A 20,079-nucleotide genomic window follows, 5' to 3' on the forward strand; every position below is an offset into this window, starting at 1 on the left:
ATAAGATGGAAGATTGAGGCTTAAAAGATGGACTTTAATGACTTGCTCAATATGATGATTGAGCAGAAAGCATCCGACTTGTTTATTACCGCAGATGTAGAACCATCAATGAAAATTAATGGTCAAATCGTCCCTGTGGTAAAAACCAAGTTAAACGGCGAAATCATCATGCAATTACTCAACTCAATCATGAGTGAGAAGCAACGCAAAGAATTTGCAGATACGCGCGAATGTAACTTTGCCATTACCAACAGAGATAAAACTGCCCGTTTCCGTGTCAGCGCTTTTCAACAACGTGATATGCCAGGTATGGTTTTGCGTCGTATCGAAACTAAAATTCCAACGATGGAAGAGTTAAAACTTCCACCTATACTCAAAGATCTTGCCATGACAAAACGTGGCATCATTATCTTTGTTGGTGCGACAGGTACCGGTAAATCCACATCTCTTGCATCGATTATTGGCTATCGCAATCAGAACTCAAAAGGTCATATCATCACCATTGAAGATCCGATTGAATTTGTTCACGAACATGCTGGCTGTATCATCACCCAACGTGAAGTTGGTATTGATACTGACTCTTTTGAAATTGCCTTGAAGAACACCTTGCGTCAAGCACCTGATGTTATTCTGATTGGTGAGATTCGTTCCCGTGAAACCATGGATTATGCGATTGCCTTTGCAGAAACTGGACATCTGGTCTTTGCGACACTACATGCCAACAATGCCAACCAAGCCATTGACCGCATTATTCACTTCTTTGAATCTGACCGTCATAGCCAATTGTTTATGGACTTATCTCTTAACCTTAAAGCTATGGTCGCACAGCAATTAATTCCAACACCAGATGGTAACTCGCGTCGTGCAGCGATTGAGATTCTGATCAACTCACCACTCGTTTCAGATCTCATCCGTAAAGGTGATGTACATGAAATCAAAGATTTGATGAAACGTTCACGCGAATTGGGTATGCAAACTTTTGACCAAGCCTTGTTTGACCTTTATAAAGCTGGTCAGATTACCTACAAAGATGCGTTGAAACATGCAGACTCACCAAATGATTTACGTCTACAAATCAAATTGGATGAAGAAGGTGGCGCGCAGTTATTGAATGCCAACAGCAAATTGACTTTTGATGGGCAATAAAGCAACACAAAATCTTTAAAAATGAAAAGGGAGCTTCTAAAAGCTCCCTTTTCATTTGTTGTATTTATGTGATTTTAACGCTTACGATAAGCTTCCTGACATTCAGGCTCATCACAATAACCATATAGATTTAGAGAATGACCAGTTAACTGGAAACCATGCTTCTCAGCAACTGTATGTTGTTCATGCTCAATGATATCATTAGTAAATTCAACGACTTTATTACAATTTTGGCAAACCAAATGATCATGATGATCTTCTTGCATAATTTCGAAAACAGAATGATTGTTTTCAAAATGATGACGCTGAATAATTCCAGCAGCCTCAAATTGTGTTAACACACGATATACGGTCGCTAGACCAACATCTTCACCTTGTTCGAGTAATGTTTTATAAATGTCTTCCGCGCTCAAGTGGTGTTGTCTTGAATTTTCTAATAATTCCAAAATCTTGATTCGTGGTAGGGTAACTTTAAGTCCAGCTTTGCGTAAATCTTGATTTGAAATAGGCATATAAAAAGGTCTCTCAACAAATTTTAAGTTGGAATATGCAACAGAGTTGAGATGCAGTATGATCTATCCTTGGATCAATTGCATCATAATTAATTTGGGATAGTGTAGCAAAATGCAAAAAATCATGCTGACGTTATTCGTCGCTTCTTTACTTGGTGGTTGCTCTGTATTTGGAGTATACAAAGTTGATATACCTCAAGGAACACCATTAACCCAAGCTCAAGCTTCAAAAATTCAAGTCGGTATGACCTACCAGCAAGTGAGATTCTTACTGGGTAGCCCAACAATTTCAGATCCAATGAATCCTGGACGTTGGGATTACATTTACAACTATATCCCTGGAACTTATGCAAAAAAAGCAAAAATTCCAGCAGCACATGGTCAACACTTAAAGGTTTATTTTGATCAATCAGGTATTGTAAACAAAATCGAAGGTTTGGAAACCATTCCTGAGTCACAACCCGGTTTACCCGCTTCTAAAGAAGCAATATTGAATGCGCCCCCACTATAGACACTTTGTCATAAAAAGAAACCCCTCTTTGAGGGGTTTTTCATATGCATTCAATTGTTTAAAGCGATTAGCTATAATCGCTTAAGATTTGAAGAGTAATTGCTGATAACGATTTCCACGGCAATAACGCCCAACAGGATTGGCTTTGGCGCGATTACGACGAATGTCTTTGGGATTAATGGTTAAAGCTCTATAGATTTCAACACGATCACCAGCTTCTAACAAATGTGCTTGATCTTTAATCTTGACACCAAAGATGCCAAAACTAAAATTTTCAGGCAATTCTACTTGCTCCGCCAGACCACTTTGGGCAATTGCATCAGCAACGCTCATCCCCGGAGAAAATTGTAACTCAATGTGAAATTGTTGCTTTTCGGTAGCATATGCTACCCAAATTTTAGCCACTTGATTCACCAATACCCTTAAATAAATTGTCCGATATATGCAACCAATGCCATTAAAATGGCTAAAGGTAAAATGATACGCACTGCAATACGCCAAATATTATAAAAGCCTTCTGAACTGAAATTAATAGCTTTTCGTAAGTGACTGATTTTCATCATCCAACCCACAAATATTGAATAAATCAAACAAATCAACAACCCCCAGATCATTAACAATGGATTAAATATCATCGAAATGTTTGGAATCGCCCAAATAAATAATGCCACCAAAAGCACAGCAAATTGAATTACCACAGCCACTTGGCGTTGCACTAACTGTTCTTTGCTCAATTGTAATAATAGAGCAGCGGAAATAATCGCAGTAAATAATAATGCATAAGCTGGAATTTGTGATGAAACAGCAAAGAAACCAAATGCTATTACTGCAATCAATTGTGCAATCCAGATCGGTAGAGCGGTTTTGCTTGCCTCATTGCGCTGTTGGACATTGAGCAAGCTTGTTTGCCAATACAACCCAAGACCTAAACCTGTTGCAACTAAAGCTAAAATTGTGGCATTACCCCACTCTTTAAACTCAACAGGTGTCACATGCCAAGTCTGCAAACCTGTTCCAAAAACCTGAGCCAAAGCCAATGAAACCAATACGCCAACTGTTGTTAAACCGACCAAGAACTGACGCGGAACAAAAGATAATGCAAAAGCAACGACAGCACTGCCAACAAAAATCAAATGTGGCGCAACTGGAAGTTGAGCAATATGTACAGCACTAGCACTAATATTTGAAAGTATGCCACCCGCTAAGAATGGAATAAAAATGACTGCCAACCATCCTACAATACGCCAGGATTGTGATGCATCTGCGTCACGAGTTAAGCTAGACAAGGCATTTAATGCGGTTGTTTTAGAGCGTTTTGCTAAAGCAACCTCTAAATAGGTAATCGGCAATGCCAAAATCAGCATTGACACTAACCACAATATCCAAAAATCAATTTGTCGATCAATTTGAATACCCAGACTTGGTGCTAAGCCTGCGATAATCATGAATGATAAACAAAATGCCATGAGCGGCGATAACCATCGTGACATAGAATTATCCTGCATGAGGTGTTTCGTAAAAAGTTCTGCTATTTTGCCTTTGTCGATGCTGAAAATCAAAGCTTAAAAGAAAAAAGCAAATCACCCCTCGATAATTTGCTGCGCTAGACTTTTTTATAATCGCTCTTATTTCTTTTTATCCCCTCTGAATTTTTTTAATTAGAGAGCTGGTCATTTCCATAACTTAGGCTGAAATCAGCATGAGGTTATGAAAAAAATCGTGCAAACCAATTCTTGCCTTTTTTCTTTTCATTTTCTTTAATGATCCCCATCATATTTAATTTCACAGCTCCAACATAATCAGCGTCATCGTGCTGAATATGATTAATTAACCATTTAGACAAGACTTCATGTAATTCTTTTTCGATTGAATGACCTTGCTCAAAACTTTCACGGTAACTTTCTATACGCTTGATAAATAAATCATGGACACGTTTATGAGGAACACGATATTTATAACCTGCTTCTTCTTGTAAACTTTCTTCAAATGTAAAATGTGATTGCGTATAGTCGATAATATTATCGAGTATTTGTTTAATACGAACACGATCCGTTGCTATACCAATTTCATCAATTTCATTGATGTAATCCAAAATCCTTCTATGTTGATCGTCAATCACATCGATACCAGTATTATATTCTGGAATCCATTTCATCTTCATACGATCACCTTAAAAAATAATGTCTTGACCTTTAAAATCCATATTAACGAGAATCAAGTCAAATAAAAATGAACCGTATTACTCGGGATTCATTAAAAAAACCGCATTATTATTTAAGTTATTGTTTATATTAAATTAATATTATTAATCAAACTAAAAGAGTAAGATATTTTTTAACCAATATTAAAATTCAAATGATTTTATAGATGATTTAATTATCTATTTATAGGTTTAATTCATTAGATTAGATACATAGTTATTTCAACTCATCAATTAATATTAAACTAATGCTGATCTGCCTTGGTTATTCTGACTAAACTCGGGTCAGCAGCTTCACGCACCAAGCGCTCGACATAGGTGGTTGCAGTTTTTATCACCTTTCCTTCTTTAAATAAAATCATTTCACCTGGTTTATAAGCTGTCCATACTTCATTTTGAGTCAACGGTTCTGTTGTTATTACAGCTACACGATCTTCTTTGGTGGTAAATTGACTAAAATCGATATCGACATCAATATCAATTAAACGTGCATATTTAAAAGGATACTCTCTAACAATCCAATGCAGTTTGGTCGTCGCATAACTAAATAATGCTTGTCCATTGGAAAGACAGAAATTAAAAGTACCGTATTCTGCAATTTTAGGAGAGATTTCTTCTAGTAAAGCAAAAATATCATTTAGACTTGGCTCAAAATAACCAAATCTTAAAACCAGCTGTTCGAGTAAATAGCAAAATGCCAATTCACTGTCTGTACTGCCTACAGGCGTAAAGCGCCCCGACAAATGCGGATGAAAATTAAGTAAGTCGCCATTATGTGCAAAAATCCATTGTCTCCCCCACAATTCACGAATGAAAGGATGTGAATTTTCTAAAGTGATTTTACCTTGTGTTGCCTTACGAATATGTGCAATCACATTGCGTGATTTAATCGGATAATTACGTACCAACTCAGCAATTGGCGATACGACTGCAGATTGATTATCCACAAATAAGCGACAAGCTTTATCTTCAAAAAAAGCAATACCAAACCCATCAGAATGATCAGAGGTTATTCCTGCACGTTGAGAAAACCCACGAAACGAAAATGTAATATCGGTGGGTGCAGCACAGTTCATTCCAAGCAATTGGCACATAGCGTATTCATACAGCGTTTTATTTATAAGAATATTGTGCATGACTCCGCTTCCGCTTGCAAATCTCAATAACTGAAAATAACAGCATACAAGCGGATATTAGACCAAAGGAGTGAAATTGGGGATTGAAAGAAAAAAAGGATATCTTTAGGCTTTCATACTTCATCGGCAAGTATAAAAACTTAGGCAGTACCCTTTGATCATTTAAACTTAGCGATTAACCATTTTATTGAGTACGAATTTTTTTGCGACTTCATTGACATCGAGAAATACAAAATAATCCAAGCAATTGAATGCTTCATCATGATATGCCTGCTTTGATAAGCGTGCATTCATTTTCAAATACACATCAAATAATTTTGGAATTCTTTCATCTTGTGGAAAACTGTATTCTGGATGGCTGGGTTCAAAAGCGGGTTTAGCCTTAACATCAATTGATTGCTTAGCCGTCATTTTTTTAAGATGTTGGTGAGTATAGTAAGCACGTGCTTTATTGTCTTCCAAACGAATGCTGACACAGCCCATCAGATGTTTGGCTTTCATTTTCCAAAGTACTGTAGGAACTAGATTTAACCAAAGCATCGACAGCGCGCGTCCATTACGATAGCGAGGATGGACACAGGTACGCCCAATTTCAACAATATTTGATAGGTCTGAGAACTGTGAAACATCAAATTCTTGCGCGCTATAACTACGCGCAAGCTCATGACCTTGGATCAATTTTAAACGGGTATAAGCAACAATTTCATTGCTCCACTTATCTCTTAGTACGGCATGTTCACAATCAAGATCATAAAGATCTTGATCTAAACCATTTTCAAAGTGGATACCAAACTGATCTGCAAATTGTACTGCGCGGAATTTTTGTACTTCTTTAAGCTGTTTAAGGTCTTCAACCCATTCAAATTTATATTGTGACTGTGCTTTTTTAGGTTTAGGCAAAGGTAAATTGAAGTTCTGGAAGTTCTGACGATACTGATTTAATTTTGCGAACATATTTTTAGACTCCTTGAGCTTTTACTTACACTAGGCAATCCACATGACACTTATATGACGAAAAAATGACCATTTTAAAACACACTACAAACGGTGATAGGGGATAAATCCCTCCCCCAATAAAAAACCAGTGTAAAAACACTGGCTTTGATCAGACAAAAATAGATTTATGCGTGATTGGACTTTGAGCGGTTGGTAATCAAAGTACCCACACCATGATCAGTAAAGATTTCTAATAATGTTGCATGAGGTACACGACCATCAACAATATGTGCACTGACCACCCCACCTTTTACGGCATCTAAAGCACAGCCTACTTTTGGAATCATGCCACCATAGATCACCCCTGTTTCGATTAGGCGATCAACTTCTTGTGTACTGAGTCCAGTGAGTAGATTTTTATTTTCATCTAAAACACCGCTAATATTGGTCAACAAGATCAGTTTTTCAGCACCTAAAGCTTCTGCAACTTTACCCGCCACTAAATCTGCATTGATATTATAAGTTTGACCATCTTCATCCACACCAAGCGGTGCGATCACTGGGATAAAATCACTTTGTGTAAACATTTCCAAGACATCGGTCTTTACACCAGTCACTTCTCCCACAAGACCTAAGTCAATCTGGGTCACTGTACCATCATCTTGGGTTTTTTCCATCAACAGCTTTTTGGCACGTAATAAATTACCGTCTTTACCTGTTAAACCAATTGCGCGACCACCATGCTTATTGATCAAGTTGACGATTGATTTGTTCACGCTGCCACCTAAAACCATTTCAACCACTTCCATGGTTGCTGGATCAGTTACACGCATTCCATCAATACGATCAGACTCACGTCCTAACTGTTTTAATAATGAATCCACTTGTGGACCACCACCATGTACAACAATTGGATTTAATCCGACGGTCTTCAGCAAGACAATATCGCGCGCAAATGAACTTTCCAATGCAGGATCAGTCATTGCGTTACCACCATACTTCACAACTAGCGTTTTACCTGAAAAGCGTTGAATATACGGCAAAGCTTCTGTCAAAATTTGTGCTTTGTCGATGCCAGTGTGCTGGTGTGGCATTCGTCTCTCCTTAATGAGCTATAGCGACTTGATCGATGAGTATGGATCGTGCAAAAAATCAATGTGCCTGTAAAATATCTTGGGCGATCATAGGATAGCGATCATGGAGCATAGACGCAAATGTCTGACGAATCTCATCTAAACGATTTTGACAATCGGCATCAAAACGAACGGTAAAATACTCCCCCGTATTGGATGCGCGAATAATGCCGAACCCATGTTCAAAATCAAGTCGAACCCCATCAATTTTACTTAATTCAGCACCAAACTGATGACTGAGATGCTCAATTTCATTCAGCACAATTTTTGGATCTGTATGGTGGGTACTGATATAAGTATCTTCAGTATAAAAACGATCAGGATAAGTAGCTAAAATTTCTGACAATGTGGCTTGAGGAAAATGACATAAGTATTCCATCACACGCAAAGCAGCATATAAGCCATCGTCATAGCCAAGCCCACGCCCGTCGTTAAATACATAATGACCCGCATACTCGCCACCAAACACAGCATGTCCTTTTGACTGCGACATATACTTGCGTAAAAAACTACTGCCTGTACGAATCATTTTCGCTTGTCCACCTAAGTGCTCGACGACCTGACGCACCATAGATGAACATTTCACATCAAAAACAATTTCATGTTGTGGATGATCTTTTAAACACATTTGTGCAAATAGAGCCAACAGTCGATCAGCCGAAATGATATGCGCATTTTCATCCAGTAAAACAACCCGATCTCCATCACCATCTAAAGCAATCCCTATATCCGCTTGATGATTGAGTACATTCTGACGTAATAATTCTAAATGTGTCGCTTGTGATGGATCTGGTGCATGATCTGGAAAATTACCATCCGCATTACAACGCAAAGCAATTACTTCGCAACCGAGCTTCTTCAACACAAGATTGGCACAAAACCCAGCCGAACCATTTAAACCATCAATCACCACTTTTAAAGGTCTGGTTAATTGAATATCGTTAAGTAGTGTGGATTGATAAGATAAACAGAACTCAGATTTAATGTGGTGCGATGTTGTTTTAACCCCTGATACTGGCATACGCTCCACAGACTGGGTGTTTTGCAAATATTGTGCGGCTTGAACCCCAATATGTTGGATCATTTCTGGAGATGGTGGCTCAGACTGAATAATCCATTTAATACCGTTATCCGTTTTAGGGTTATGGCTGGCGGTCACCATAATGCCATTTCCCTGCGTATTACGTGCGGCAAAATACAATTGCGGTGTGGAACAACACCCTATTTCAGTCACATCGATGTCTTTATGTTGAAATACTTGTTTGATAATTTGAGCAAAAACGGGGCTGCTTAAACGTGCATCATAGCCCAAAGCCACTTGTGATTGACCCTTTTCAATGAGTTGATTTGCCAAGGCATCAGCAATGCCCTGAATTAACTCAGGTTTCATCATTTCAACTTTTCCACGAATGTCATATGCACGGAAAATTTGAAAAGGAAAATCATTCATTTTCATCATAAGCAAAAACTTCTATTTGCCAACCCTCTATTACTCAACTTTCATTTTGATCATGATGAGTAAACAATTCATTTATTTGAGAATTTATTCTAGGGCTCAATGCAATTTATCAACAAATTCTTCATAATATATTCAGTTTTCTACTTGGCTTTATACATACTTTTTGTTACATATCAAAAAAATACTTTAAAAAGCCTGATAATTCAGGCTTTTTAAACAAGTGTTAAACGATTAGTTTTTGCCTGTATGACCAAAGCCACCAGCACCGCGTTCTGTCGCCTCAAACTCATCCACAATATCAAATTGCGCTTGAATTACAGGTACCAACACATATTGTGCCAAGCGCTCACCAGGTTCTAAAGTAAACGTTGTTTGACCACGATTCCACACAGAAACCATCAATTCACCTTGATAGTCTGAATCAATCAATCCAACTAAATTACCCAACACGATACCATGCTTATGACCTAAGCCCGAACGCGGTAAAATTAAGCCTGCAAATTGAGGATCTTCGATATAAATCGCCATCCCTGTTTTTACTAAAACGGTTTGACCTGGTTCAATTTGAATCGCCTCATCAACACATGCGCGCAAATCCAAACCTGCAGAGCCTGTAGTTGCATATGTAGGCATTGGCCATGCTTGACCTAAACGTCGATCAAGTACCTTTACTTGAACTTTCATATTGAAATCCTTGCTTAAATAAAAAAATTAAATGCACTTTGCACTCTTGCTAAGTTGCCTGTGTATCAACAGTCAGGCTACAGAACAAGCAAAGTGCATATTTCAAAATTAGCGTTTTAATAACGCTTTTAGATTCTGTAAATACTGTTGAGCCTGTTGTTTTGGATCAACATTTTCAGCAAGTTTTTTCTTACGCCCCAACCAATCCAGCTCATCCTGTGGCAGTTCATCTAAAAAGCGACTCGGCGTCATTTGCTTCATTTGCCCACCGTTTTTACGCTGCTCAGCCAAAGTTAAAGTTAAACCTTGTTGTGCACGGGTAATGCCCACATACATGAGACGGCGTTCTTCCTCAATGGTTTCCGCGGCAATCGAGTTCTTATGTGGTAAAAGTTCTTCTTCCAAGCCCATAATATAAACAAATGGAAATTCCAAACCTTTGGATGCATGCAGTGTCAAAAGATTAACTTTATCAGTGTCTTCATCTTCCTGTTGCTGCTCTAACATATCCAGTAAGACCATTTTACGAATTACACTTTCAATGTTCTTTTCATCCACATCTTCTGCACGATTGATTAAACTCTGGATGCTGGTATAAAGCATTTCGACATTATCCAGTTTGGTTTTTTCTTGTGCCGGCGTCGCCGCAGTTTCACGAAGATAATCAATATAACCAGCTTCATTCATCATCTGACGAATTTTAGGAACAGGTTCATCGTCATCCAACAATTCACGAGTAAAATCATTGATAAAGCCTGCAAACTCAGCCAACTGTGTGGTTGCCTTTTTCGGCATCACCATTGTCAAACGCTGATCACTGGCTGCTGCCAATAAAGATAAATGGTTTTCCTGCGCAAATAGCCCCAATTTTTCCAATGTCACTGGACCAATGGCACGTTTAGGCGTATTGATGATGCGTAGGAATGCACTATCGTCTTCAGGGTTAATAATGACACGCAAATAGCTCATGACATCCTTAATTTCAGCGCGTCCAAAGAATGATTGTCCGCCCGATAACTTATAAGGAATCTGCATTTGTCGAAGTTGAGTTTCCAGTACACGAGCTTGGAAGTTACCACGATAAAGCACCGCATAATCCTTCCAATTCTTACCATTCATTAATTTATGCGTAAGCAAGTCTTTAACGACACGTTCTGATTCATCATCATCATTACGGCAAGTAATCACTCGAATCACTTCACCATGCCCTTTATCACTCCACAATTTTTTATCAAAAATATGCGGATTGTTTTCGATTACATGGTTGGCTGCTTTTAAGATACGACTGGTTGATCGGTAGTTTTGCTCAAGCTTGATGACTTTTAAATTGCGGAAATCCTCTTTAAGTAACGCCATATTCTCAGGCTTGGCACCACGCCATGCATAAATGGACTGGTCATCGTCGCCTACAGCAGTGAATTGCCCCATGACCCCGACCAATAATTTTACCAAAATATATTGGGCTGTATTGGTATCCTGATATTCGTCTACCAACAAATAACGCACACGGTTCTGCCAACGATCACGCACTTCGGCATTCTCTTGTAACAGGCGTGTTGGCATCACAATAAGATCATCAAAATCTACTGCATTATAAGCACGTAAGTTTCGCTCATATAGCTGATACAAATGGGCAAATTGGACATCTTCGGGTGTTTCACAGGTGGTATGTGCTTGCTCAGGCACAATCAGATCATTTTTCCAATCAGAGATCTTCTTCATGGCTTTGGCAATCAAATCTTTACTTTCAGCACCTGACAAATTATCACGATGCATTAAGTCCATCAGGATTCGTTTACAATCATCCGAGTCAAGAATTGAAAAATTATTTTTAAGTGGTGTATTTTTAAGCTCTATACGTAATAGATTTAAACCAAAGGTATGGAAAGTTGAGACTGAGAGCCCTTTACCTTCTTCTTTACCCAATAATTTACCAACACGCTCTTTCATTTCACGCGCTGCTTTGTTGGTAAAGGTCATTGCTGTAATTCGGTGTGCAGGAATACCACATTGCTGTACAAGATAAGCAATTTTTCTTGTAATTACTGAAGTTTTACCTGAACCCGCCCCTGCAAGTACTAACAAGGGTCCTTGAGTATATTTCATGGCTTCAAGTTGCTTGTCATTCAGTTGACTTGCTTTCGACATTGTTCATCCTCATCAAACTTCGAGCTCGATTATAGTCATCTAAAGTAGACTTGCAAAATGCTTAATTTGAATTTTTCCGACATAAAAAAACCACGTCTAGATGGTTTACTTTAAATAGCGTATTTGGTGATCTATTTTGCTTGTTGAGTTTCAATCACTACCTTTTTTTATACAATGATTAAGCCCATTTTAAATTGCAGTTGGTTGCTCAGCCATTTAAGACACTCCCTATTCTCCTTAAACAATCATTGTCGATTATTTTCCAAATAGTTTGCTTGAGTGAAATATAGGCTAGATACATCAGCACTTTTTTAGCATTAAATCACCAGTTAATAGTGAATCATCTGCTATATCAACCATAAAATAAAAAAGGAATCATAAAATTATGATTCCTTTTCAAACACTTAAACTAAAAAAAGAATAAGTATTTATCGTTTTTAGCTTGCAGCGTAAATGCTGATTTCTACACGACGGTTTTGTTCACGACCAGCAGCAGTTGAGTTATCTGCGATTGGGTTTTGTGAACCATAACCTTGAGTATCAATACGGCTTTGAACACCTTGACCTCTCAAATAGTTTGCTACAGAAGCAGCACGGTTTTGTGACAATGGGATATTGATTGAATCATTACCAGTATTATCAGTATAACCAGTCACAAGAATTACACTCTTGTTGTCTTCTTTCAATGTTTGAACAACTTTGTTCAACGTACCGTAGAAGTTAGGTTTGATGTTTGCCTTGTTGGTATCAAAAGTAATGCTACCTGGCATAATCAATGCAACAGAGCCATCTGGATTACGGCTAACTTCTACACCAGTACCCTGCATTTGTTGACGTAATTTTTTCTCTTTATTGTCAAGGTAAAGACCAGCACCCGCACCTAAAAGTGCGCCAATTGCTGCTGCACGGTTGTTTTGTGCAGAACTGTTTGCGTTACCACGAGACAAACCATAACCTGCTGCCGCACCGATCAAACCACCTAAAGCAGATTTGTCGTATTCCATACCGCCGATGTTATTACCAGTTGTTTGACAGCCAGAAAGTACGAGAGCCCCAGCTGTAAGTGTTGTAATTAATAGTGCACGCATTGCATGCCTCCAAGTTGTGTTTTTTGTTAGGGTAATTTTGGTATAAAAAACAAAGCGCCACTATAGACGTTTTGTTAAAATTCACATTTTTTTTTACATTTTGTAATATTTGCAACGAAATTAACAAAACTGATCATCATAATTTATACATAGTCATTAAATGTACCTTTTTAAATTAAATCGTAACGACTATATTGTGTACTTTGAGCACACATTCACCATAAATCACTAGGACTGTTCTATGTCATCTCAGCAGCAGAAGCAACCTATTTTAAAAAAAATTACGAAAGGTCTAACCGTTGGTACAGTGATCACTGGGAGTACTTTTTTTCATGGTCCGCCAGTGCTTGCTTTAGGTCTGACTAAATTGTTTAAAAAGTCCAAGAAAGTGGATGAAACCAACATTAATATCACCAATAGCTGGCTAGCTATAAATAACTGGTTGATTGACCATGTTTTACCAGAAACACAATGGGATATCAGTGTTGATGACAATCTCGATCTGAATATGCAGGGACGTTATTTAATGACCTGTAACCATCAAAGCTGGGTAGATACCACAGTCAACCAATACTTCGGCTTAACTCGTATGCCTTTGACCCGTTTTTTCACCAAATGGGAACTTATATTTATTCCCTTTGTTGGGCAAGCCTTTAAAATTTTAGGCTTCCCAATGATGAAGCGACATAGTAAAGCGCAAATTGCAAAAAATCCAGAACTCAAATATCGCGATTTGGAGGAAGCACGAAAAGCCTGTGAACAGCTTCTCAGCCAGCCATTCACCCTATTAAACTATTTGGAAGGTACACGATTTACCCAACAAAAGCATGATCAACAACACTCTCCTTTCACCCATCTGCTTAAACCGAAAGCAGGAGGATTAGCGCTTGCTTTAAGTATCTTGGGTGATCAAATTGATGCTTTGGTGGACATGACCATTGTTTATCCAGATGGTGCACCTGGTTACGGTGAATTTTGGTTGGGTGAAGTGCCCCGAATCGCTGTAAATATGCGTAAAATTGAAATTCCAGATTGGGTACCGGGCGGGAACTATGAAGACGATGCGGAATATCGTCAACGTTTTCAAAATTGGGTGGATCAGTTATGGGCTGAAAAAGATCAGTTGATCAGCACCATGAAAGAAAAATATAAAAGCTAATCTCAGCTTTTTTGTAAATTCAATGTAAAGGATTGGCATGACAGAGCAAGTTAACGCCCCTCAACAAGAGGCACAACCCAAACAAGAGATGTCACGAGGATGGTGGATATCATTTGGTTATGACATCTTTATGATGTTTATCATTGTGTTTAACTTATTCTGTTTATGTGCCAATGCCTTTTTGATGAGTAATTTTGGCGATTGGTTGTTTAGTGAAATTCACCTTCCCCAAGTATTACAGTACTACAAAACGGATTTACATCCCTGGGTGATTAAAACAGAAAGTTGGTTTATTACTTTCTTAGTTGTTGAGTTGGGCATCCGCTGGTTGATTGCTATTGTCAACAAACATCATGCCCGTTGGTTCTTCTTCCCCTTTATTCACTGGTATGAAATTTTAGCCATTATCCCCTATCTACGTTTTTTACGTTTAATTCGGGCAGGCATCATTGCATATCATTTTCATGAATTAGGCTATAAGGTCATTCCTGACAGTATCATGAGACGTATCGTCTTTTATTATCGTGTACTGATGGAAGAACTTTCTGACCGTGTTGTCATCACTGTGATTGATGGAATTAAACATGAACTTGACACCAGTTCGAGTCATAAAAAGATCATTCATGACTTGGTGGATCACCACCGAGAACGTTTTGCACAGACTTTGGCTGAAATTTTACAGGAGTCTTTGGCTGTAGAATTAAAAGCACAAAGCACTCAAATTACCCACAATGTCGGGCAAATCGTTCGTCAAGCCATTGAAGATACCCCCCAACTCACTCAATTATTAAGATTGATTCCGATTGCAGGCAGCATGATTGAAAATCAAATTCAAAATATTGGACAACAACTGGGAGAAAACATTACTCAAGGCTTAGTGCAACCATTTACCCAAGGTAGTGTTCAAAATCCAAATGCAACTTATCAACTTATTTCTACCAAGCTAAGTCAGATAAATATTGAAAATCAGCATCTTGAAGAATTAGTTGAATCTGTTGTCTATGAAAGTTTAGAATCATTGAGAAAGCAAGTGAAAGTAAAACAATGGCAAATTGAATTAGAAAAAAATGATCAGGTCAAAGATTGAGTGATTCAAAGAATAAGCAATTCATTGAAAATATTTGTATCTTTGCTAGAGAAATCATTGAATATGTTCTAGCATTTGCCCTAATTTACAATTTGACTTTAGATAGAAAAATTTAGGTCACAAGCCTTTTAAGGAACAATTATGGCTGATATACGGATTACAGGCAGAATGGTTAATTTTACCCGATTAACCTTCGATACTAATGATCATGATGCCATCCGCCAGCAATTAACTTCAATGATGAGTGAAACCTCTTATCAAGGGGCTTTGGTCATTATTGATACCACAGTTGAACAAGAGCTTATCGCCTTGATTCAATTGATTATCAGCTTAGATTTACAGCCAATGGCTGTGATTGATGGTTTGTTGGGTGATCAAGCCAGAGCAATTCAATTCCCTGTTTTGCCTGCCGATCGTCCTTTACAGCGGATTAAACCCACCAAAGAACAAGTGGTTGAAACACCTGTAAAACAGCCTGATCAACCAACAAAAACTGCAACAGTGAATACGCCTAAAACATTAAGTCATGCAACCTCATATCATGATGAAATTTTAAGAACTGGGCAATGTATTGTTCAAGACCACGGCGATGTCATTCTAAATGCTGGTATCAATAGTGGTTCAGAAGTCATTGCTTCAGGAAATATACATATCTATGGCAGTGTTCGTGGTAGAGTCATCGCTGGTGCAGGTGGGAATACCACTGCAAGAATTTTTTGTCATTCATTAGAAGCCGAATTGGTTTCTATAGCAGGAACATATTGTGTAGCAGATGATATTCCGCAAGATGTCATAAAAAAAGCTGTACAAATTTACTTGAATGATCAGCAAGAGCTAGTATTTGAAGCTTTGCAATTTTAAGGTATAAATTAAACACCATATAAAACTCGTTCAATCGAGTAAATGACCATAACAGGAGTGGATTCGGTGGCCAAAATTGTTGTCGTTACATCAGGCAAAGGTGGCGTAGGTAAAACTACGACGAGTGCATCTTTTGCAACAGGATTAGCCCTACGTGGTCATAAAACTGTTGTGATTGATTTCGATGTGGGGTTGCGTAATCTTGATTTGATTATGGGCTGTGAACGTCGTGTTGTTTATGATTTTGTTAATGTCATCAATAACGAAGCGCGCTTACAACAAGCCTTGATTCGTGATAAAGATATTGAAAATTTATATATTTTACCTGCATCACAAACACGTGATAAAGATGCCTTAAGCGATGATGGTGTCGCACGTGTAATTGATGAACTTTCTCAAGAGTTTGATTACATTATTTGTGACTCACCTGCAGGGATTGAACGTGGTGCGATTTTAGCCATGTATCATGCAGATGAAGCCATTATTGTGACCAACCCTGAGATTTCTTCTGTTCGAGATTCTGACCGTATTATTGGAATGCTCGACAGCAAAACGAAAAAAGTTGAAAACAACGAAGGACGTGTTCGTAAACATTTATGTATCACACGTTTTAACCCTGAACGTGCCGATAAACAAGAAATGTTGACCATTGACGATATTTCTAAAGATATCTTACGTGTGCCTACTCTTGGTGTTATTCCAGAGTGTCCAAGTGTGCTTCAGGCATCGAATGAAGGTAAACCTGTCATTCTTTACCAAGAAGCTTCTGCTGGACAAGCGTATGATGATTTAGTTGCTCGTTTCTTGGGTGAAGAACGTCCTTATCGTCACATTACAGTGAAACCTAAGGGTTGGTTAGCACGATTATTTGGAGCGTAGAAATGGCAGGATTTTGGAGTAAACTTTTTAGCAACGATGACAAACCATCTAGCGCCCAAACTGCTAAAGATCGCTTAAAAGTTATTGTTGCTTCTGAAAATGGTTTGGGCAAACGCCTGAGCCAAGACAAGATTGATCAAATGAAAAAAGAAATCATGCAAGTGGTCAATCGTTATGTACGTGGTGTGGATGAACAGCATATTCAAATGCAAGTTCGTTCAGAAGCCAACATTGAAATGTTGGAAATGAATATCAATTTACCTGAAGAACGATAATTTCATTATTGATTAGTCAAGTGAATTGATTCAGGGCAAAATATGTCGCGGAGTTAGAAAAGCATCGCTTTTACTCTTGCTAGATATTTTGCCCTTTTATTTTAGATTTTATTCAGCTAAATATTGTATTTATCCGTATTAGCGTAAATATCAATAGCTTTTATATAATGCTGCAAACTAAGATAAACAATTAGATTTAGATTTTTTGAGGAGATGCTGTTATGGCACTTTCACAGCCAGCAACGTTCAATGAAGAATGGTCAGACGAGCGTGTATTTGCCTATTTAGATCAACTTCCTCCTGAAGGAATCAACACAGATTTCCATGTGTTGTATCATGCTTTTAAGCATATGCGTCCTTTTGATTATGAACGCTTATTGACTAAGTTTGTCGCTGATGGTCGTGACATTAATGCAACCAATCCCGAAGGTCAGCGTATTCATGACGTGATTGCTGAATACCCGCGTCAAAAAGAAGGTTTCTTAGAAGTATTGGCAAAGTTTGCTTAAACATTCAAAAGGAATAATGACGAACTTTTAAAAAGTTTAGACTTATTTGATACAAACGCTCGATGAATATCATCGGGTGTTTTTTTATGAATAGTAAAGCTAGAGCAACGCATATATGATTGTGTACTAATTTTTTGTATTAGATATAAATATTGACGATCACCAAACATCAAAGATTTTAGGATTAATGCTAGGTGACTTTTTTGTGACCTTATTCTCCCTCTCATGAAGATCCATTGTTGAAGTTAAAACATAGAGTTATTCAAAATAATCACCAGTTTACTTCACAAATACACCTTGAAAGATATAACTTATCATTAACCAAAAAAAACCCAGCTTACGCTGGGTTCTTCGAATCAAGTCAGTGCTTAGTGAGCAGCGAATTGGTTCATTGTGTTTTTAGCATCGTCATGCGCTTTAAGTGCATTGTCACCAGAGAAGATTTCTTTGTGATCATCACCGATGTCTGAACCAGCCATTGCTTGGTGTTTAACACAAGCAATACCACCGCGGATTTCTTTACGCTGTACGCCAGCAACATAAGCCAACATACCTTCAGAACCGAAGTAACCTTGTGCAAGCTCATGAGTTGAAAGCGCAGCAGTGTGGTAAGTCGGAAGTGTGATCAAGTGATGGAATACACCTGCTTCACGAGAAGCATCTGCTTGGAAAGTACGGATTTTTGCATCAGCATCAGCAGCTAATTCAGTGTTATCGTACTCAGCGCTCATTAATTTAGCACGGTCGTAAGCAGAAACATCTTTACCTTCAGCAACCCAACGATCGTAAGCTTGTTGACGGAAGTTTAAAGTCCAGTTGAATGATGGGCTGTTGTTATAAACAAGCTTCGCATTTGGAACTGTTTCACGTACACGGTTAACCATGTGAGCGATTTCTTCAACGTTTGGAGTTGCAGTTTCGATCCAAAGAAGGTCAGCACCATTTTGTAAGCTAGACACACAGTCAAGTACAACACGGTCAATTTGAGTACCTTCACGGAATTGATATAAGCCAGAAGCTAAACGCTTAGGACGGTGTAATTTACCATCACGTTTGATCAAGATTTCATCTTCTTGAGCATCAGCAATATCAATTTCTTGAGTATCTAAGTAGCTGATATATTGAGAAGCAATGTCACCTGGCTCTTTAACCACTGGGATTTTTTGAGTCAAGTCAGCGCCTTCAGAGTCAGTACGTGCAACGATGATACCGTCATCAAGACCCATTTCTAAGAATGCATAACGTAATGCATGGATTTTAGCGATGAAGTCTTCGTGTGGAACTGTTACTTTACCAGCTTGGTGACCACATTGTTTCGCATCAGATACTTGGTTTTCGATTTGAAGGGCACAAGCACCAGCTTCAATCATTTTACGCGCAAGTAAATAAGTTGCTTCTTCGTTACCGAAACCAGCATCGATGTCCGCAATAATTGGCACAACGTGAGTTTGGAAACCATCGATTTGAGCAGTAATTTCAGCAGCTTTTGCAGTATCACCTGCTTCTTGAGCTTTTTTAAGCGCACGGAATAAATCGTTTAATTCTTTCGCATCAGCTTGACGTAAGAATGTATAGATTTCTTCGATCAATGCAGGTACAGAAGTTTTTTCGTGCATAGATTGGTCAGGAAGAGGACCGAATTCTGAACGAAGTGCAGCAACCATCCAACCAGAAAGGTAGATGTAACGTTTGCTTGTTGTACCGAAATATTTTTTGTTCGCGATCATTTTTTGTTGCGCGATGAAACCATGCCAGCAACCTAATGATTGAGTATATTTGCTAGAATCTGCATCATATTCAGCCATATCACGACGCATGATCGCAGCTGTGTATTTAGCGATATCTAAACCAGTTTTGAATTGGTTTTGCATCTGCATACGAGCAGCATCTTCTGGGCTAATATCGCGCCATGTGCTTCCGAATTTTGCTTTTAATTCACGGATTGCATCAATCGCTGTTTGGTATGTAGTCATGATATGTTCCTGTAATAATATTAGGATTTCATCAATCGAAGAGCCAAATCCACTCGGTATTTGATTGTTCAGATTTAGAACACTTCGTTGTTATGAAGTTAGCTTAGATTGAGTGCCTAAATTAATCCAATATTTTGAGTTAATTTTCAGTATTTATTTAAAAAATATATAGATCAAAGTCGTATTATAATTATGTAAGAATTTTTTAAGCCTTTATTTTTTCTTTAATTTTAAATCATCTCAATCAAAGAACTTTGATTAATTATGCACCAGATTGCTCAATTTATATTTATTAGACTTAAGTCTGAACTTGTTAAAAATATACTTGAAGTTGTTTTTTTTGATGTAAAAATATACAAACACTGAACTTCTTATGCTTTAAA

At 38.1% G+C, this 20,079-nt stretch carries 20 protein-coding genes; 8 read left to right on the forward strand and 12 right to left on the reverse strand.

Annotated features, from left to right (window positions below):
- The first annotated feature begins 27 nt into the window (after positions 1 to 27).
- Positions 28 to 1,146, forward strand: a complete 1,119-nt coding sequence (locus F938_RS08035) for a PilT/PilU family type 4a pilus ATPase (RefSeq protein ID WP_004828052.1) — start codon at positions 28 to 30, stop codon at positions 1,144 to 1,146.
- 74 nt (positions 1,147 to 1,220) lie between these two features.
- Here F938_RS08035 and fur read toward each other — a convergent pair whose 3' ends face one another.
- Positions 1,221 to 1,658 (reverse strand): ferric iron uptake transcriptional regulator, encoded by a 438-nt coding sequence (gene fur / locus F938_RS08040; protein ID WP_004828050.1) that lies wholly within the window; start codon positions 1,656 to 1,658, stop codon positions 1,221 to 1,223.
- Between the two features lie 112 nt (positions 1,659 to 1,770).
- Here fur and F938_RS08045 point away from each other — a divergent pair, with 112 nt between their 5' ends.
- Positions 1,771 to 2,169 (forward strand): outer membrane protein assembly factor BamE, encoded by a 399-nt coding sequence (locus tag F938_RS08045; protein ID WP_004828048.1) that lies wholly within the window; start codon positions 1,771 to 1,773, stop codon positions 2,167 to 2,169.
- A gap of 81 nt (positions 2,170 to 2,250) precedes the next feature.
- Here the strand turns inward: F938_RS08045 and F938_RS08050 are convergent, their stop codons facing one another.
- The 10 genes from F938_RS08050 to F938_RS08095 all read right to left on the reverse strand — a co-directional run bounded on the left by F938_RS08050 (position 2,251) and on the right by F938_RS08095 (position 12,953).
- Positions 2,251 to 2,574, reverse strand: a complete 324-nt coding sequence (locus F938_RS08050) for an RnfH family protein (protein WP_010591161.1) — start codon at positions 2,572 to 2,574, stop codon at positions 2,251 to 2,253.
- A gap of 17 nt (positions 2,575 to 2,591) precedes the next feature.
- Complete coding sequence (locus F938_RS08055) at positions 2,592 to 3,674, reverse strand: membrane protein (protein ID WP_034708196.1); 1,083 nt, start codon at positions 3,672 to 3,674, stop codon at positions 2,592 to 2,594.
- Positions 3,675 to 3,874: 200 nt separating this feature from the next.
- The gene (locus F938_RS08060; protein ID WP_004828043.1) at positions 3,875 to 4,330 is read right to left on the reverse strand and encodes a bacteriohemerythrin; all 456 of its coding nucleotides are present in this window, start codon (positions 4,328 to 4,330) and stop codon (positions 3,875 to 3,877) included.
- A 284-nt stretch (positions 4,331 to 4,614) separates the two neighbouring features.
- Positions 4,615 to 5,463, reverse strand: a complete 849-nt coding sequence (locus F938_RS08065; RefSeq protein WP_010591162.1) for a class II glutamine amidotransferase — start codon at positions 5,461 to 5,463, stop codon at positions 4,615 to 4,617.
- A 210-nt stretch (positions 5,464 to 5,673) separates the two neighbouring features.
- Positions 5,674 to 6,459 (reverse strand): GNAT family N-acetyltransferase, encoded by a 786-nt coding sequence (locus F938_RS08070; protein ID WP_005030847.1) that lies wholly within the window; start codon positions 6,457 to 6,459, stop codon positions 5,674 to 5,676.
- Positions 6,460 to 6,626: 167 nt separating this feature from the next.
- On the reverse strand, positions 6,627 to 7,535 hold the full coding sequence (argB, locus tag F938_RS08075) for an acetylglutamate kinase (RefSeq protein ID WP_004828038.1): 909 nt from the start codon (positions 7,533 to 7,535) through the stop codon (positions 6,627 to 6,629).
- Between the two features lie 58 nt (positions 7,536 to 7,593).
- Positions 7,594 to 9,033: a phosphomannomutase/phosphoglucomutase gene (locus F938_RS08080; protein ID WP_005030848.1), complete on the reverse strand. Its 1,440-nt coding sequence runs from the start codon at positions 9,031 to 9,033 to the stop codon at positions 7,594 to 7,596.
- Between the two features lie 231 nt (positions 9,034 to 9,264).
- A complete protein-coding gene (gene dut / locus F938_RS08085; protein ID WP_005030849.1) occupies positions 9,265 to 9,717 on the reverse strand; it encodes a dUTP diphosphatase in 453 nt (150 codons plus the stop codon).
- 108 nt (positions 9,718 to 9,825) lie between these two features.
- Positions 9,826 to 11,865: a UvrD-helicase domain-containing protein gene (locus tag F938_RS08090; protein WP_004828034.1), complete on the reverse strand. Its 2,040-nt coding sequence runs from the start codon at positions 11,863 to 11,865 to the stop codon at positions 9,826 to 9,828.
- Positions 11,866 to 12,302: 437 nt separating this feature from the next.
- On the reverse strand, positions 12,303 to 12,953 hold the full coding sequence (locus F938_RS08095; RefSeq protein ID WP_004828032.1) for a YiaD family glycine zipper/OmpA-like lipoprotein: 651 nt from the start codon (positions 12,951 to 12,953) through the stop codon (positions 12,303 to 12,305).
- A 241-nt stretch (positions 12,954 to 13,194) separates the two neighbouring features.
- Between F938_RS08095 and F938_RS08100 the strand changes: the two genes are divergently transcribed.
- The 6 genes from F938_RS08100 to F938_RS08125 all read left to right on the forward strand — a co-directional run bounded on the left by F938_RS08100 (position 13,195) and on the right by F938_RS08125 (position 17,723).
- Positions 13,195 to 14,112 (forward strand): acyltransferase, encoded by a 918-nt coding sequence (locus F938_RS08100; RefSeq protein ID WP_005030850.1) that lies wholly within the window; start codon positions 13,195 to 13,197, stop codon positions 14,110 to 14,112.
- Between the two features lie 37 nt (positions 14,113 to 14,149).
- Positions 14,150 to 15,199 carry a hypothetical protein gene (locus tag F938_RS08105; RefSeq protein ID WP_005030852.1) on the forward strand — a complete coding sequence of 350 codons (1,050 nt, stop codon included), beginning with the start codon at positions 14,150 to 14,152 and terminating at the stop codon, positions 15,197 to 15,199.
- 141 nt (positions 15,200 to 15,340) lie between these two features.
- The gene (gene minC, locus F938_RS08110) at positions 15,341 to 16,060 is read left to right on the forward strand and encodes a septum site-determining protein MinC (RefSeq protein WP_005030853.1); all 720 of its coding nucleotides are present in this window, start codon (positions 15,341 to 15,343) and stop codon (positions 16,058 to 16,060) included.
- A 66-nt stretch (positions 16,061 to 16,126) separates the two neighbouring features.
- On the forward strand, positions 16,127 to 16,939 hold the full coding sequence (gene minD, locus F938_RS08115; protein ID WP_004722761.1) for a septum site-determining protein MinD: 813 nt from the start codon (positions 16,127 to 16,129) through the stop codon (positions 16,937 to 16,939).
- A 2-nt stretch (positions 16,940 to 16,941) separates the two neighbouring features.
- Positions 16,942 to 17,214, forward strand: a complete 273-nt coding sequence (gene minE, locus F938_RS08120; protein WP_004722763.1) for a cell division topological specificity factor MinE — start codon at positions 16,942 to 16,944, stop codon at positions 17,212 to 17,214.
- 221 nt (positions 17,215 to 17,435) lie between these two features.
- Positions 17,436 to 17,723 carry a PA4642 family protein gene (locus tag F938_RS08125; protein ID WP_004828024.1) on the forward strand — a complete coding sequence of 96 codons (288 nt, stop codon included), beginning with the start codon at positions 17,436 to 17,438 and terminating at the stop codon, positions 17,721 to 17,723.
- 368 nt (positions 17,724 to 18,091) lie between these two features.
- Here the strand turns inward: F938_RS08125 and F938_RS08130 are convergent, their stop codons facing one another.
- Positions 18,092 to 19,696 carry an isocitrate lyase gene (locus F938_RS08130; RefSeq protein ID WP_004828022.1) on the reverse strand — a complete coding sequence of 535 codons (1,605 nt, stop codon included), beginning with the start codon at positions 19,694 to 19,696 and terminating at the stop codon, positions 18,092 to 18,094.
- Positions 19,697 to 20,079: the final 383 nt, after the last annotated feature.

This window comes from Acinetobacter bereziniae LMG 1003 = CIP 70.12 (genome assembly GCF_000368925.1).
In the GTDB taxonomy this organism is placed as follows: Bacteria; Pseudomonadota; Gammaproteobacteria; order Pseudomonadales; family Moraxellaceae; genus Acinetobacter; species Acinetobacter bereziniae.

Excerpts from the sequence above, each read along its gene's own strand:
- F938_RS08035 (WP_004828052.1), top strand. The coding sequence starts at position 28 with ATGGACTTTAATGACTTGCTCAATATGATGATTGAGCAGAAAGCATCC.
- fur (WP_004828050.1), bottom strand. The coding sequence starts at position 1,658 with ATGCCTATTTCAAATCAAGATTTACGCAAAGCTGGACTTAAAGTTACC.
- F938_RS08045 (WP_004828048.1), top strand. The coding sequence starts at position 1,771 with ATGCAAAAAATCATGCTGACGTTATTCGTCGCTTCTTTACTTGGTGGT.
- F938_RS08055 (WP_034708196.1), bottom strand. The coding sequence starts at position 3,674 with ATGCAGGATAATTCTATGTCACGATGGTTATCGCCGCTCATGGCATTT.
- F938_RS08060 (WP_004828043.1), bottom strand. The coding sequence starts at position 4,330 with ATGAAGATGAAATGGATTCCAGAATATAATACTGGTATCGATGTGATT.
- F938_RS08065 (WP_010591162.1), bottom strand. The coding sequence starts at position 5,463 with ATGTGCCAATTGCTTGGAATGAACTGTGCTGCACCCACCGATATTACA.
- F938_RS08070 (WP_005030847.1), bottom strand. The coding sequence starts at position 6,459 with ATGTTCGCAAAATTAAATCAGTATCGTCAGAACTTCCAGAACTTCAAT.
- argB (WP_004828038.1), bottom strand. The coding sequence starts at position 7,535 with ATGCCACACCAGCACACTGGCATCGACAAAGCACAAATTTTGACAGAA.
- F938_RS08080 (WP_005030848.1), bottom strand. The coding sequence starts at position 9,033 with ATGATGAAAATGAATGATTTTCCTTTTCAAATTTTCCGTGCATATGAC.
- dut (WP_005030849.1), bottom strand. The coding sequence starts at position 9,717 with ATGAAAGTTCAAGTAAAGGTACTTGATCGACGTTTAGGTCAAGCATGG.
- F938_RS08090 (WP_004828034.1), bottom strand. The coding sequence starts at position 11,865 with ATGTCGAAAGCAAGTCAACTGAATGACAAGCAACTTGAAGCCATGAAA.
- F938_RS08095 (WP_004828032.1), bottom strand. The coding sequence starts at position 12,953 with ATGCGTGCACTATTAATTACAACACTTACAGCTGGGGCTCTCGTACTT.
- F938_RS08100 (WP_005030850.1), top strand. The coding sequence starts at position 13,195 with ATGTCATCTCAGCAGCAGAAGCAACCTATTTTAAAAAAAATTACGAAA.
- F938_RS08105 (WP_005030852.1), top strand. The coding sequence starts at position 14,150 with ATGACAGAGCAAGTTAACGCCCCTCAACAAGAGGCACAACCCAAACAA.
- minC (WP_005030853.1), top strand. The coding sequence starts at position 15,341 with ATGGCTGATATACGGATTACAGGCAGAATGGTTAATTTTACCCGATTA.
- minE (WP_004722763.1), top strand. The coding sequence starts at position 16,942 with ATGGCAGGATTTTGGAGTAAACTTTTTAGCAACGATGACAAACCATCT.
- F938_RS08125 (WP_004828024.1), top strand. The coding sequence starts at position 17,436 with ATGGCACTTTCACAGCCAGCAACGTTCAATGAAGAATGGTCAGACGAG.
- F938_RS08130 (WP_004828022.1), bottom strand. The coding sequence starts at position 19,696 with ATGACTACATACCAAACAGCGATTGATGCAATCCGTGAATTAAAAGCA.